General features: G+C 45.6%; 13 protein-coding genes. 3 read left to right on the forward strand and 10 right to left on the reverse strand.

Features of this window, described 5'->3' with window-relative positions:
• Nucleotides 1-13: 13 nt before the first annotated feature.
• Together ACSX1A_RS16700 and prfA are read right to left on the reverse strand one after the other, a co-directional pair.
• Nucleotides 14-1387, reverse strand: a complete 1374-nt coding sequence (locus ACSX1A_RS16700; RefSeq protein WP_439880781.1) for a right-handed parallel beta-helix repeat-containing protein — start codon at nt 1385-1387, stop codon at nt 14-16.
• A 156-nt stretch (nt 1388-1543) separates the two neighbouring features.
• Nucleotides 1544-2620 (reverse strand): peptide chain release factor 1, encoded by a 1077-nt coding sequence (gene prfA / locus ACSX1A_RS16705; protein WP_439880782.1) that lies wholly within the window; start codon nt 2618-2620, stop codon nt 1544-1546.
• 302 nt (nt 2621-2922) lie between these two features.
• On the opposite strand from prfA, the gene ACSX1A_RS16710 reads away from it, so the two are divergent.
• The gene (locus ACSX1A_RS16710; protein WP_439880783.1) at nt 2923-3243 is read left to right on the forward strand and encodes a thioredoxin family protein; all 321 of its coding nucleotides are present in this window, start codon (nt 2923-2925) and stop codon (nt 3241-3243) included.
• A gap of 6 nt (nt 3244-3249) precedes the next feature.
• Entirely contained in the window at nt 3250-3492 is a 243-nt protein-coding gene (locus ACSX1A_RS16715) for a DUF6952 family protein (RefSeq protein WP_439880784.1), read from the forward strand.
• Nucleotides 3493-3592: 100 nt separating this feature from the next.
• Here ACSX1A_RS16715 and ACSX1A_RS16720 read toward each other — a convergent pair whose 3' ends face one another.
• From ACSX1A_RS16720 to rbfA, 8 genes are all read right to left on the reverse strand, one after another.
• The gene (locus tag ACSX1A_RS16720; protein ID WP_439880785.1) at nt 3593-4207 is read right to left on the reverse strand and encodes a TetR/AcrR family transcriptional regulator; all 615 of its coding nucleotides are present in this window, start codon (nt 4205-4207) and stop codon (nt 3593-3595) included.
• 122 nt (nt 4208-4329) lie between these two features.
• Nucleotides 4330-5010 (reverse strand): carotenoid biosynthesis protein, encoded by a 681-nt coding sequence (locus tag ACSX1A_RS16725; protein WP_439880786.1) that lies wholly within the window; start codon nt 5008-5010, stop codon nt 4330-4332.
• Nucleotides 5003-6505 carry a 1-hydroxycarotenoid 3,4-desaturase CrtD gene (gene crtD, locus ACSX1A_RS16730; RefSeq protein ID WP_439880787.1) on the reverse strand — a complete coding sequence of 501 codons (1503 nt, stop codon included), beginning with the start codon at nt 6503-6505 and terminating at the stop codon, nt 5003-5005. The genes ACSX1A_RS16725 and crtD overlap by 8 nt, the downstream gene beginning before the upstream one ends.
• 67 nt (nt 6506-6572) lie before the next feature.
• Nucleotides 6573-7013, reverse strand: coding sequence for an SRPBCC family protein (locus tag ACSX1A_RS16735; RefSeq protein WP_439880788.1), 441 nt, complete (start codon nt 7011-7013; stop codon nt 6573-6575).
• 157 nt (nt 7014-7170) lie between these two features.
• Nucleotides 7171-10077: an SNF2-related protein gene (locus tag ACSX1A_RS16740; protein WP_439880789.1), complete on the reverse strand. Its 2907-nt coding sequence runs from the start codon at nt 10075-10077 to the stop codon at nt 7171-7173.
• 207 nt (nt 10078-10284) lie between these two features.
• A complete protein-coding gene (locus ACSX1A_RS16745) occupies nt 10285-11508 on the reverse strand; it encodes an ABC transporter permease (RefSeq protein WP_439880790.1) in 1224 nt (407 codons plus the stop codon).
• 103 nt (nt 11509-11611) lie between these two features.
• Complete coding sequence (locus ACSX1A_RS16750) at nt 11612-12421, reverse strand: class I SAM-dependent methyltransferase (RefSeq protein WP_439880791.1); 810 nt, start codon at nt 12419-12421, stop codon at nt 11612-11614.
• Between the two features lie 24 nt (nt 12422-12445).
• The gene (gene rbfA, locus ACSX1A_RS16755; protein WP_439880792.1) at nt 12446-12838 is read right to left on the reverse strand and encodes a 30S ribosome-binding factor RbfA; all 393 of its coding nucleotides are present in this window, start codon (nt 12836-12838) and stop codon (nt 12446-12448) included.
• 102 nt (nt 12839-12940) lie between these two features.
• On the opposite strand from rbfA, the gene ACSX1A_RS16760 reads away from it, so the two are divergent.
• On the forward strand, nt 12941-14341 hold the full coding sequence (locus tag ACSX1A_RS16760; RefSeq protein WP_439880793.1) for a hypothetical protein: 1401 nt from the start codon (nt 12941-12943) through the stop codon (nt 14339-14341).
• Nucleotides 14342-14358 lie beyond the last annotated feature (17 nt).

The following is a 14358-nucleotide window of genomic DNA, read 5'->3' on the forward strand; positions in this document are numbered from 1 at the left end:
TAAAGGACAGGACTTAATCTTTAGTCCTTTCAAAAGCGCCTATGTCCGGGGCAGTAGTGCTACGCACCTCACCTTTGATGTCTGATAACACTGTAGACAGCACCTTAGCCCCTCCGTTGGCAGGAGATAAAGTATCCAGTTTGAAATCAGATTTATCCGGAGCCTTAAATTTAGGCGCCACATTCAGCTTGTTCCCATTATCCTTTAGCTGATCCTTGTATACCTGCGTCCGCAGGATGTTGTTACTCACATTAACCGCAGCAGCAAAAGGAGTTATTAGAACTTCGTTATCAGCGCTAAAGCCATCCGAAAAGATAATGGAGTTCACCAGGCGGAACGAGGTAGGTTTATCCTTTATCTCTGTTCCCGGTATAAAATCGGCAATGGCAAGCAAAGGCGTTTCGCGTAGCAGCGGGTTCTTATAACTGACAATGGTGGAGTAAATGATCTCGTAATTGCCGCCTCCCAGTCCACCAAAGCCATATTGACCACAGTTATGAATCAAGGTATTAACAATTTTCACATCCGAAGTAAAAGCGACTATGCCATCCAGAAAAGCATATTGAATAGCGCAGCCTTCTACTAGAGTGCCTGCTTTACCCGGATTACCGATTCGCAGGCCATACTGCGTATTCTTAATATCGGCGTAGCGAATATTATTACTACCACTTTTAGTTAATATTCTGATACCCTCCCATTGCCCCGGGGCAGTCAGGTATTCCGGTTCACGTCGGTAGCCACTGAACACTACACGTTCTTCGGGGGTACCTTCCACCAGCAATTGTCCGTTTACCAGCAGTACCGATCTGTTACTTCCGTAAATGTGCGTTCCCTTTTCTATAGTTAGCGTTGCGCCTTCCTGTACAAGCACAGTGTCCAGGAGTACGTGCGGCTTGTCGTTTTTCCAGGTCAGTGTGTTTATAGATTCTTTCCGATGAAAATACGCGTTCTGTCCGTATGCCACCAACTTCACATGTTGTGCATTCCCGTTGGTCCGGAAAAGGATAGAGTCCGCTACAAGAAAAGGAAGTTTATCGTCAGAAGGGTTGATATTGGCCTTTACCAATACATATAGGCTATCACCACCGCGTAGCTCCACATTGTTGACAAGGGGGCTTTGTACCCCGTTTACAGTAAGCTGATAAGCAGATGCGCCCGCACCTGCCAAGGCAATCTCACTGATCCTGACTGCTCTTTTATTCCGGTTATATACTTTCAGGCGCTTGGTAACGCTTCCTCTACTCACAAATACTGTATCGAATAACACTGTATCACCAGAGAACTCCAGTACAGCACTTGGGTCTGAGGTAAATATCTCATCTTTTGGCTCACAGGAAAACACGGAGAGCGCAAGGAGAAAGGATAGTATGGCGAGCAGGTATCTCAAAGCATATATGAATTACAGGCTTATTAAAAAACCCGGATTGGTAAATGGGTGCACTACGTTCAGTAGCAATTTAATAAATCGGCTAACAACAAAAAAAGGATGCAGCTTCAGCTATACTTGCCTGACTGCATCCTTATTAATCTTTCTTAGATGGCATTACTCTGCTGATGCGCCTTCTTTTAGCCTTTCAGCATTCTCAGCAATACGCAGTTCCTCGATAAAGTCTTCAATTCCTCCGTCCATAACGTTTGGCAGGTTATAAACAGTATATCCTATACGGTGGTCAGTTACGCGCCCCTGAGGGTAGTTGTAGGTTCGGATCTTATCAGAACGGTCACCACCGCCTACCATAGACTTACGCTGCGCACCTTCTACTTCCTGCTTTTTGGCAAGCTCCTGCTCATAGATACGGGAACGTAATACAGCCAACGCTTTGTCGAAGTTCTTTAGCTGCGATTTCTGGTCCTGGCACTGGGCTACCAGTCCGGTTGGTAAGTGAGTTAAACGAACGGCAGAATATGTTGTGTTCACTGACTGTCCACCAGGTCCGGAAGAACAGAACAAGTCCTTACGGATGTCGTTCATATCCAGTTCAATATCAAACTCTTCTACTTCTGGCAACACCACAATCGATGCTACAGAAGTATGAATACGCCCTTGTGTCTCCGTAGCTGGCACACGCTGTACGCGGTGCACACCAGACTCAAATTTTAACTTACCGTACACATCTTCCCCAGACATGCCTACCATGATCTCTTTATAACCGCCAGAAGTACCTTCTGTGGCATCGATCAGTTCTGTGCGCCAGCCCATTTTTTCAGCAAAGCGGGTATACATACGGTAAAGGTCGCCGGCAAATATCGAAGCCTCATCACCACCTGCACCTGCACGGATCTCCATGATGATGTCTTTGCTATCATTCGGGTCTTTCGGGATAAGCAGTTCCTTCAGATGATCTTCCATTGCTTCTCGCTGCGGAAGGAGCTCATCCATCTCTTCTTTTGCCATTTCACGGAACTCTTCATCCTTCTCTGTTGCAATAACCTGCTTTGCGCTGTCAATATTGCTCAGGATGTTCAGGTACTTCTTATATTCAACAACTATCTTGTCCAGGTCTTTATACTCTTTGTTCAGCGCCTTGAATCTCTTCATATCGCTGGCCACATCAGGCTGGATAAGCAACTGGCTTACCTCTTCAAATCGCTGGTTTATGGCTTCTAACTTATCTAACATTGTTCTCTTCTGGTTTTAGGCTACAAAGATACGAAATTGCAGTGTAGTTTCTTTTATACAAATTAGCTTAAAAAGATGTTCAATTGGTGTAAACATCTCAAAACTATAACCTTGCTACAGGTTTGGTTAGTTTCAATTGGTAAACATGCAGCTATATTAACTCCAGCACAAACAAAAACACACTAGGCCTGTTTATTTAAACTATAGTAAAAGCTGCATATTTTGCTTGAAACATTTACTTTTGAAGCAAGTATGTTTAATGAATACCTGGTTCGATTTTAAACTGATTAAAACTATATAATATGGCCGTAATAAAAGCAACTGACAGCGATTTTAACGAAGTGCTAAACTCTAACCAGAAGGTTGTAGTGAAGTATTATGCGGACTGGTGCGGTAGCTGCCGTTTATTCGCGCCTAAGTTTAAGCGCATGTCCGACGACGAGAACTTTACAAATATCGCCTTTGTAGACGTAAACGCTGAAACCAGTCCGGAAGCCCGTAAGATGGCAGAGGTTACAAACCTGCCTTTCTTCGCCGTTTTTAAGAATGGCAAGCTCATCGACTCTGTTGCAGCCAGTAAAGAAGAGGCTGTGCTTTCCCTTATCCATAAACTAGACGCGTAACCAGACATGAAGATACCTGCGATAAAGAAACTTGTAGAGAACTATAACCTGCATGAACTCATTGCCGCCGAAGAAGCGATTGTAGATGAGCAGCAGCCTGCTATTGAGGTTGAAGGAGATGATGAAGGCGAGCAACTCACGCACATTCTGGCTGCCGTATGGATTCTGAATGATATGGAAGATAATGGCAATGAGTTTAAAAACTCACTCAGAGAATATACAAAAAAAGTGCGCGTATCTATCAGCTAATAACGCTGTTAGTAAAATTCGAACACATCAATGTTTTTCATAAAAAAAGCGTCCGGCTACATAAGTGTATGCCGGACGCTTTTTTTATGAATGACGAATTTTACTTATTGTTTATCTTCGAGAAGAACTCTTCTGCCATTTTCCCCCCGTGCTCTGTACATATCCCTCTTAAATAATATAGGTAGACACTGCGGAACACTTCCCTGATATTATAACGCTCTGGCGGAAAAACCACCGGGTTCAGGATCATAGTTATCTGCTCCAGGATGATCTTTGTAACCAGTTGCAGGTTAACATCTTTGCGGAAAAGGGATTCTATGATACCTCTGTTAATTATGTCAGATATCTGATGGTAGGAGTGGGAGTTAAGATGATCCAGGCAGAGCTTCCATATTTCAGGATATGATTGCTGAAGGTCAACAAAGTAAAGCGGATTCATACTTTGAAGGTTATCCAGTCCGTCCTGCAGCAGCAGCATGATCTCCTCAACAGGGTTTTGGGCCAAAGCCAGTATGCGCTCTTTTCCTTTTTCCTGCGTATCTATATCAAACAGTACCGTCTCCCTTACCAACTCTGTTTTGCTCTTAAACATTTCGTTGTAAGAAGATTCCCTGATGTCTAGCTTTCTGATCAGTTGCTCTTCAGAATTTGCCTCTATGCCTTCTTTTTTAAATATCTGGAGAGTTTCCTCCAATATTGTTTCCAGAAATGTCATTGTCTTTCAGGTATAAATTTGCCCGGGCATTATACATTTATAAAATGACCCAAAGGTTAACTACGCAATTTAGCTAAATTAGTCAGGCTTCATCAAGCGATTCCGGAATACTTGCATACTTTTCAAGCGATAATTCCAATGAACAGGAAAAACAGCAACTGCACAAGGTATACATAGGGCGCCATCGCATTCTTTTTCGGAAAAGCTGCTTTCTGAAAATATAATTGCAAAAATGTGGCCACAATTAACCACCCCAAGTAGTTTGTAATCGGAATATGCCCCCCTTGCCAGCTCCAAAAATCGAATTGCGTGGCAACAGGTTCAATAAAGTAGTCCAGCAGCACCATCAGCAGGGCTGCCACCAAAGCTTTAGCATACCATGCCAGCCGCAGCCTGCTGCTTATTATGCCGGTTACGTAAGTTAGCATCAGCCAATTTAAGCCGATCAGTAAGGGCACCTCCCACACTTTAATTCCTAAGGCTACCCCGTAGCTATAGTTACCAAACAACAAGCCTGTGTGCACCCCCAGCACCTCTGAGAAGAAACCTACCGCAAAAACGACCCCGGCAAAGAGAACAAAAGCAGCGTTCCAACGACGATGAAACGCAAACAGTATCGCGTTGGTGAGCAACAGGTTCATGGGGGTAAGTCGTTGAAAATACTCTGGCCTGCCACTGTAGAGCATCCCCCAAAAGCCTACAGCATGAAAGATGACCAATATGGCCACAGCCAGTGGTAAAGCGTACTTACCCAACCTACGCGCTACAGGTGAGAGGATTGGTGCTGCTTTGATATCAGGCATGGTTCATTAATGAGTTAGCGGGTAAAGGGGCAGCTGCCGGCGTTAGATCTCCCACGATCTTGGCTGAAAGCAAGCACAACGGAATACCTCCGCCCGGATGCACACTGCCACCACAAAAGTAAAGGCCGCTGAGTTTGGCACTAAAATTAGGATGCCGCAGAAAAGCTGCCATCCGGTTGTTGGAGCTGCTCCCATACAAGGCTCCAGCGTACGAAGAAGTATGACTTTCGATGAGGAGCGGATCCAGTACCTGCTCTTCCTCTATTAACGCTTCCACATCGGTTTGTAGCATCTTGCTTATCTTTTGCAACACAGCTTGCCGGGTATCCCTTGTTAACTGGTCCCAGTCCTGCCCCTGGTTGTGCGGCACATTAACCATCACAAACCAGTTTTCTGAATTGGCAGGCGCATCGCCGGCATCAGTCTTGGACGTGATGTTGATGTATACAGTTGGGTCAGAAGAGACAGTTTTATGTTGAAAAATAGCTTCAAATTCTTCTCTATAATCCTGACTAAAGAAAATATTATGCACGTGCAGCTGTGGAAAACGCTGTTTCACTCCCCAGTAAAATATAAGGGCAGAGCTAGACCGCGGCTGCTGAAGCGTTTTTTCAGGAGCGGGTTGGTCTGGTAGAAGCTTACGGTATGTCGGCACTACATCCATATTGCTTACCACCACATCCGCCTTATAAAAGGCCCGATCTGTCTGCACACCTGTAACTTTACCGTCTTCGGCCATTATCCGCTTTACGGGCTCGCTGTACCTGAACTCAACGCCTAATTCCCTGGCCAGCTTCACCAGGCTTTCCGCAATAGCATAAATACCTCCTTTGGGGTAAAAAGCACCGATATTGTGTTCCAGGTGCGGGATAATATTGAGCGTGCCCGGCGCCTGGTAAGGGTCTGAACCATTATAAGTGGCAAACCTGTCCAGCAGCTGCACAAAGCGAGGATCTGAGAACTGCCGTGCATTGGCCTCATGCATGGTGGTGGTCAGGCCGAGGTCGGTCAGGCAGCTTAATGCCTTCAGTACATCAGGGCTCAGGTAAGTATTTAGTTTGTGCAGCGACTTGTGCAGGAAGGTATCTGCCGTGCCTTTATAAAGCCTGCTACTCCTGGTAAGCGCCTCCTTTACCGCTTGCTTCGGCACACCTAGTTGCTGCGCTGCTTCCTCGGCAAATCGCCCGGCATCGGCATAGGCTTTGACCTGGCTGCCATCCGGCCAGAAATAATGCGTGATCGGGTCCAGGCGCGTATAGGTAAAGTAATCTTCAGGCTTGCGGCCAGCCAGTATAAAAAGCTCATCTACCAGGTGTGGCAGTGTAAACAGCGAAGGTCCCGCATCAAACCGGTATTGGCCCAGCCAGAACTCATGCATCTTACCGCCAAAGGTCTCATTGGCCTCCAGCACGGTTACAGCATAGCCTTTTACGGCCAGGCGCACTGCTGTGGCAATGCCCCCTATTCCTGCCCCTATAATAGCTGCTTTCGACATACCCTAATATACGCTTTTATACTTTTTGTGCAGTAAACTGATGGAGCAGGGGAAAAGTTTTCAGTTGTTATACTTTCCCGAACACCCGCTGATATACTGGCTTGCGCATTCCGAATTGTAACCGCATAACCGGGTACAACAACAGGTCCAGCAGTTTGTACCCGGTGCTGTATGTGATGATGTCGTGGATAATGGCCCCTGTTCCATTTTTTGCGACCAGGTGCTTGTGGCGCCAGATGCGCAGGGGAGGGGGCAGCTGCTGCCCTTCATCTATAAAGTAAGCCGCTGCATCCGTAATGTTTCTGTCTACGATCAAACTTGTCCAGCGGAAAGACTTTATACCTGTCTGCAACTCTACATCCACTACATCGCCTGTTTCCGAGCCATCAAAGCGCAACAGCTTTAGCTTAGGGTATGGCGGAGACAGCTTCCGGAACAACTGCTCATCAAAGGCATTGAAAACGCGCATATAATCCTGCTGTACCGCTGTTTGTAAATGTAGCTGCATGTATTGTAGTTGGTGTAGGTTTGGTTACTTATACCGGCCCTGTTTCCATTAACCTCTTCTCAGAGTAAAAGTTATGCCTTTGGGCAAATTAAAAAGCCGCTGCAAGTATACTTGCAGCGGCTTTTTAAACTTTTATACTAATAGTCAGCGGTAAAGCTTAACTCAGCAGATTGTCTATGTCTTCTTTTGTCAAGCTTTTGATGATCGTTTCATCAGTGCTAATGAGGTCCGTGACCAGCTGAATCTTACGGTTCTGCAAGGCTAGAATCTTTTCTTCCACGGTGTCTTTGGTGATGAATTTATAAGTGAACACCGTGTTTTGCTGCCCAATTCTATGCGCTCTGTCCACTGCCTGTGCCTCTACGGCCGGGTTCCACCAAGGGTCAAGTACAAATACATAGTCAGCCGCTGTTAAATTTAAGCCAACACCGCCAGCCTTTAAAGAGATCAGGAACACCTGTATACTTTTATCGTTCTGAAAACGGTCTACCTGCCCCTGCCTGTTTTTGGTGTTGCCATCCAGGTAAGTATAGGCTATTTCCTTCTCATCCAACGATTTTCTGATGATCTCAAGGTGTTTTACGAACTGGCTGAATATTAAAACCTTATGCCCCTTGCCCACAATATTTTTAGTCATGCGCAGCACCTCTTTCAGTTTGCCTGATTCACCTTCGTAGCCGGCATCAGTCATCAGCGGGTGATTTGCAATCTGCCGGAGCTTGGTTAGGCCCTGCAAGAGCATGAACTGCGTATTGCCAGGTCCGTTTTCTTCCAGGTTTGTCAGTATCTTGTTCCTATAAAAGGATTTTGTTTCTTCGTAGGCATGCTCCTGTTCCTCCGTCATTTTGCAGAAGGTGGTATGCTCAATCTTTTCCGGCAACTCCTTTGCCACCTGAGACTTATGCCTGCGCAGGATAAATGGCTTTATCAGCGCGTGCAGCTTACGGGTCTTCTGCTCATCCTTCTCCCGCTCAATTGGTTTAAGAAACTCATTACGGAAAAAGTGCTGATTCCCTAACAGGCCAGGGTTGATAAAAGACATCTGCGACCACAGGTCCATGGTGCTGTTCTCAACCGGGGTACCGGTAAGTATAAGTCTGTGCCTTGACTTAAGCTCCCGCACTGATTTGGAAGTATTGGAGTCCGGGTTTTTTATCGCCTGGGACTCATCCAGAATAATGTAATCGAAATAATAAGTTTTCAGCAGTTGAGCATCTAACCGTACGATACCATAAGAAGTGAGCACTACATCATAATCCACAAACTGCTCCACATTCTTATCGCGGTAAGTGCCTGTGTAGTTTAGAATGCGCAATTCAGGGGTAAACTTCTGAGCTTCGTTTATCCAGTTGTACACCAGGGAAGTAGGCATTACAAGCAGCGAGACCGATTCTGCTCCGCTCTCCTTGCGGTGTTGCAGCATTGCCAGTGTTTGCACTGTTTTACCCAGGCCCATGTCATCCGCAAGGCACCCTCCAAACTTGTAGTTCTGTACAAAATGGAGCCAGTTGTAGCCCGCTTTCTGATACGGCCTTAATTCACCTAGGAAGCCTGCCGGTAATGGCTTGTCCTCGATTGCTTCGAATTCACGTAACTGCTCCAGCTTCCTGCTCATTGTTACGGTAGCCAGGTTGCCATTCTGCAGATCGTTCACCAGAGACATGTGGTGCTTTTTAAGGGTAAGCTGGTGCTCTCCTTCTGAAAAAGCGAATAACTCAATGTACTGCGTAAACCACTCTTCCGGAATAATGGCTACTTGTCCGTTCGGAAGCACGAACTCGTTATTCTTGGTAAGGATATAGTTCTTTAGCTTTATAAACGGCACCTCAAATTCGCCGAAGCGAACCGTACCATAAATATCAAACCAGTCGTTTTTCTCTGATATATCTACTTCAAGTGAAATCTCGCCGATAAAGTAGTTCTTCCCACTGCTTTCTGTCTGGCGAACAGTGAAGCCGGCTTGCTCCAGTTCCTGCAAATTGTTGTTCAGCCACGAGAACGCATCGCTTTTATCGAGCACTGCTTGCCCGTTCTTTAACTCCAGGCCATGTTTTTGTAATTCCTTTGCAAATTCCTTTTCCTGATTTCCACTCCGTATAAGTTTATGGAAAATATAGGAATCAGCGGTTTTCTCCATATTCACACTTATCCGCTTGGCATCCTGCAGCTGCACCAGATGGTCTCCATACTTAAAGGAAAGTGTAAACAGGATCTTCTTTGTCTGCCCATTGCCATTTGCCTTTACAGCAGGCAAGTCAGTAGCTGCGATCTCTGAAAAATGGAGGAAAGGTCTTGGCTCATACTTCTCCGACTGAATATCGAAGCCTTTGGCATGCACATCAAATGACTCTACCAATGCCGCCACAAACTTTCGGTAGTAGTTCTCCTCCACAGAGCGCGGCACAACAATAAACTTTTTATTCAGGAAGGGTTGCAGTTTTTTGCCGTCTACGGCTTTTTCGAAACTGTAGACAACATCATTCAGCATCAGCCAGGCAGGCTCGTAACAGATAAGTGAGGCATTCTTATACTGAAACTCCAGCTTTTGGCCTTCATATTTTATAGTCGGGAAATAATGGGTATTATCGGTGTTACGCATAAAATGGAATAGCACCGTTGCTTTTTCAGGAGCAATACTGATGCGTTTCCAGGTGGGTTCGCCATCCTTCCCCATTATAAAAGTCATCTTGTTGCGCAGCAGGTCCAGTATCTTGCCCATGCGCCCCTGAATATAGTGACTGATTGTATCCTGCAGGTTCTTATCGCCTTTCTCCGGGTCATATACTTTCAGGAAGAAATCTACTGTAGACATCTTTTTGGCAGCGAAACGCTTTAGCACCGCATCCTGCTGTATCTGATCAATAAGCTGGATAAGTTTAAAGTCGTTAGCGTCCAGGCGGGAGGCAAACTCATCCGCATTTTTTGCGGAGATATTCTGATGCTGCAGGGTAAGCTGTCCTTTGGAGTTTACCTGAACCACAAAAGATTCGAACAGGTATCCCAGGTACTCATGCTCGAACAAAGAATAAATTACCTGAAAAGGCTGAGTGGTATAAACTTTCATGCCAAAGACAGTTTTAGGACTTCAAATTTAATCTTAAACAAGCTTAATTCCTATCAAAAAAGCTGCTATTCGCCACCTTATACCAATGATTGGCTAAATGAAGTCAGATGATAAAAGGACTTGAACTGTTGTTTCGCTTACACCAAAGCTATGGTAAAAGCTACATGAAGAGGAGAGGGTACTTGAGTATACTTTAAATGGCGGAGATTACAGGTTCTCTGTCACAGACATGGCAGCAGCCTTACGGGCCGGCCTGATCGACACCAGCAACGTGATCACGATAATGGCTAAACCTGTCAGAGCAAAGTCCTCTACTTCCATCTTCACAGGATAGGCCTCTACAACTGATGTTGCCATACCCATACTTACCAGGCCAAATGTTTGCTGCAGGTTACAGATCAGCATGCCCAGGGTAAGGCCGTAAGCTGCTCCGATAAAGGCCACCAAGGCACCTTCCAGTAAAAAGATGTTACGAATCGTTTTTGCCGTGGCCCCCATGGAGGCGAGGATGGCAATGTCTTTCTTCTTATCAATCACAAGCATAGAGAGTGAGAAGAAGATATTGAGCGAGGCGATGAAAAGTATAAACGCAAAGGTGATAAAAACAAACAGCTTCTCTACCTTAACGGCACGTAGCAGGCTGGTGTGCTGCTCATCGCTATTCTGAATTTTAAAGCTGCTGCCAAGCCTTTTCTGGAGCTCTTGCTTTACCTGTTCTATTTTAGCATCCTCCGTAACCTTTATTTCCAGAGCTGTGCGCCGTCGGCCATACTCCAGCAATTCTTCTGCAAAGTTAAGTGGCACAAAAACGTACGAATCATCATACTGCCGCTCAATTGCAAATATTCCCCCAGGCAAAATGTTAAGGCTATTAAATGCTCCTTCCGGGTTTAGCGGATTAAACTTGGTGTTTCGCGGGTACAGAAACTGCAAAGGCACAAATTGATTCGTTGGCCTGATAGAGAGCTGATACTGTACGCCACGCCCCACCAGGGCGTGGTAGGTATCGTTGTAAACCAGATCGCTGCTTCCCTCCACCACAGACTCCGCAATGGTATTCTGCTCAAAGAAGTTGTCGCTTACCCCTTTCACCTTTACCACCATCTGGCGGTCGTTATAGCGCAGAAGCGCATTGTCTTCTATTATCTCCGAAACCACAGCCACCCCCGGGGTTTTTCGAATACGGTTCATAAACTCCGTATCTGTTTCAAATGACTTCCCTTCTACGGCAGTGATCTTAAGATCAGAGTCGAAGCTGGAGTAGATCTCGCGGATCAGATCCTCTAAACCGTTGAAGACTGATAATACTATGATAAGTGCTGCGGAGCCTACCGCTACGCCTATCATGGCAATGTTGGAGATTATACTAATGATGTTCCTCTTCTTTCTGGAGAAAAAATAACGCTTCGCTATTAGAAAAGGGAAATTCATTAGTTTCTAAGTTGTTACTTCTTATTTAGTGGTAATCAAACTATCGGCTGCCATGGCTCGCACAAATAATGTGAACTACGAAGCAGGTACTTCAACTATAAAATTATTTCCAGGCTTTAACGATCAGGCCTGTCCCGGAGCTGTGCTTCTGGTTTACATCCATCCAGTTCAGCACAAGGCTAAACGGAAAAGTAATCAGGTAGTAAAACGGCAACACCAGGAAGAATAATTTGGAGATATTCAGCATAATCATCGGGTATTTCATAGACAGGCGCCAGGATATCTGCCCGGGTTTACCATATGAATAACGGGCATCCACTCTTCTGAAGCCCGCCAGTTTCAGCTTATCCTGTATCTCTTTGATATTATAGCCATCCCGCACGTGCTCCTCTATAAAAGACTCTTCGCCTTCGCCGTGTACATCGGAACCACCCTGGTCTGACGGAGTTGAAATAAGCAACATGCCGCCAGAGCGCAAAGATGTATGGAAGTTACGGAAAACTTCCACATCCTCCAGTATATGCTCCATCACATCCACAGACAGGATCAGGTCATACCTGTTCTGCTCCCTGTACTTTACCAGATCACCGATCTTAAAAAGCACATTGTGGCGGCCAATAGCGCGAATAAAGCAGTTGCTATCAGAAATTTGCTCTTCCTTAACATCCATAGCCAGTATGCTCCACTTGCTACTGATACCGGACATATAATAGGTGTATTGCCCGAATCCGGATCCTGCATCCAGAATGTGCTGCTCTTTGTTGCGGCGATTTGTTGCCCACTCGCGCAACTCTTTGTGCACATGCCAGGTGCGCAGCAACAGAAGGTCCAGGAGATTATAAAATACGCGGCGCAGAAAAGGCGTCTTGTTAAAAGCGTCACCAAGAACACGCTTTATCGGATCGTACTGCATAAGGGTGAAAAAAGACTTAGCCTTTTATTTAGTGTAAATATCGTCGTCCTCATCAGCTTCACTTGCCGGCGGGATGTCCAGGTTATTGAAAATCTTATCCATGTTAGCGGCATACTCGGCGCTGTCGTCGAGGTAAAATGCCAGCTCAGGTATAACGCGCACCTGGTTCTTGATACGCTGCGCCAGATGATGACGGATTGTTTTAGTGTTCAAACGTACTTCCAGCAGCAGTTCCTGCGGGTTTGGGGCCATCATAACACTTAAATAGGTGCGGGCCAGCCCCAGGTCGGGAGATACACGCACAGTACTTACTGATATAAAAGCGCCCCCAAACAGGTGCGGAACCTCACGCTGAAAAATATCCGCCAATTCTTTCTGAATCAGGCGCGAAAACTTCTGTTGTCTTTTACTTTCCATATGAAGATGCAAATATCATATTAATTTCGCATTTTTACCCCAAAAGCGTCTTACTCATTTCGGGCAAGGCTTATTTATAGTTCCTTCTAACTCCGTCTACACTTGATTAGTTACTTCCGAAGCATACTGCCTTCCCGACTGATCCTGCTGGTCTTGATTTACCTTGGCATTCAGCTTCCTTTAATAATCTGGGGCATTCCTGCCACCACACCCGAACTGCTGCACATGCTGGTTGGAGAGCGATTAGCGGATGGCTTTAGCATGTACAAAGGCGTGTACGATAACACAGCGCCACTGTCGGCCATGGTTTTCTGGGTTATCGACCTGATGGCTGGCCGTTCATTTCTGGTATACAGGTTCACAGCCATGGTCTTGCTGCTTCTGCAGGCAATCATCTTTAACAGCACCCTGAACCACCATAAAGTGTATGCCAGCAATAATTATCTGCCTGCACTTATTTACCTTGTTCTCGGGAGTCTTTCCTTTGAGTTTGATATGCTTACCCCCTTGCTTATCGGAAACACATTTGTCATTTTGTCGCTGCCGTATATCATTACACTTTCCAGGGAGGGCTTCGACAACAACAGGCTTTTTGTAGGAGGGTTTATGCTAGGCCTGGCGGCTATGAGTTATCTACCCCTGGCTATGTTTTTAATCGTAGGGCTGTTTGCCGTAATTTTCTTCTCTTCTAATACCTTCCGTAGTTTTATGCTCATGTTCTGTGGCTTTTTGTTTCCGTATGCCATGCTCATGACCTATTACTTTTATACGGGAGCTCTATCAGAGTTTATTACGCTGCACCTTTTGCGCCCCTGGCAGTTACAGGTTGACTTTTTAAGGCCTCCTGCCGATGTTGCCAAGCTGATGGCTATTCCGGCCGTTATTCTGGTCTTATCCTTACTTAGTGCCTCTTCGCTGCCACAGCGCCTGGTTTTTCAGGTTAAATTTCAGCAGGTGATGTGGGTGTGGCTGCTAACGAGTTTACTGATCATCTTTACCCGCGATGAAATCTCTGTAGCCACTTTTACGCTGGCGCTTCCTCCAATTGCATACTTCAGCGAATTTTTCTTTTACTCCGGCCGAAAACTCTGGATCCTGAATACAGTTTTTCTGGTGGCGCTTGCAGGGGTGTTGGTTCTGCGTTATAGATTAGTGTTAGGCTTAAACAAGTATCTGTTGCTCGATGAGTCGCCGCTGCTACTTGACCCTGACAATAAAGTGCCTATACAAAACAGCACTGTCCTGGTACTCGGGAATGACATCCGGTATTACACACATAATAAGCCCGTTACGCCATACCTTAACTGGGAGCTTGCTCAACGTCACTTTGGTAAGCTTGGAGAATATAAGGCCGTATTTGATATTTATGAGAACTTCAGGAAGGAGATGCCTGCTTACCTTATAGATAAGGAGGGGCTTTTACCTGAGCTTACCTATAAATTGCCCGCCGTATTTGGCAGGTATGAGCAAACAGAATATCCAGATATCTATAAGCTTAAATAGAAAAAGCCGCTTTGTAA

This window comes from Pontibacter sp. MBLB2868 (genome assembly GCF_051904785.1).
Taxonomy (GTDB): Bacteria; Bacteroidota; Bacteroidia; order Cytophagales; family Hymenobacteraceae; genus Pontibacter.

Excerpts from the sequence above, each read along its gene's own strand:
- prfA (WP_439880782.1), bottom strand. The coding sequence starts at position 2,620 with ATGTTAGATAAGTTAGAAGCCATAAACCAGCGATTTGAAGAGGTAAGC.
- ACSX1A_RS16710 (WP_439880783.1), top strand. The coding sequence starts at position 2,923 with ATGGCCGTAATAAAAGCAACTGACAGCGATTTTAACGAAGTGCTAAAC.
- ACSX1A_RS16715 (WP_439880784.1), top strand. The coding sequence starts at position 3,250 with ATGAAGATACCTGCGATAAAGAAACTTGTAGAGAACTATAACCTGCAT.
- ACSX1A_RS16720 (WP_439880785.1), bottom strand. The coding sequence starts at position 4,207 with ATGACATTTCTGGAAACAATATTGGAGGAAACTCTCCAGATATTTAAA.
- ACSX1A_RS16725 (WP_439880786.1), bottom strand. The coding sequence starts at position 5,010 with ATGCCTGATATCAAAGCAGCACCAATCCTCTCACCTGTAGCGCGTAGG.
- crtD (WP_439880787.1), bottom strand. The coding sequence starts at position 6,505 with ATGTCGAAAGCAGCTATTATAGGGGCAGGAATAGGGGGCATTGCCACA.
- ACSX1A_RS16735 (WP_439880788.1), bottom strand. The coding sequence starts at position 7,013 with ATGCAGCTACATTTACAAACAGCGGTACAGCAGGATTATATGCGCGTT.
- ACSX1A_RS16740 (WP_439880789.1), bottom strand. The coding sequence starts at position 10,077 with ATGAAAGTTTATACCACTCAGCCTTTTCAGGTAATTTATTCTTTGTTC.
- ACSX1A_RS16745 (WP_439880790.1), bottom strand. The coding sequence starts at position 11,508 with ATGAATTTCCCTTTTCTAATAGCGAAGCGTTATTTTTTCTCCAGAAAG.
- ACSX1A_RS16750 (WP_439880791.1), bottom strand. The coding sequence starts at position 12,421 with ATGCAGTACGATCCGATAAAGCGTGTTCTTGGTGACGCTTTTAACAAG.
- rbfA (WP_439880792.1), bottom strand. The coding sequence starts at position 12,838 with ATGGAAAGTAAAAGACAACAGAAGTTTTCGCGCCTGATTCAGAAAGAA.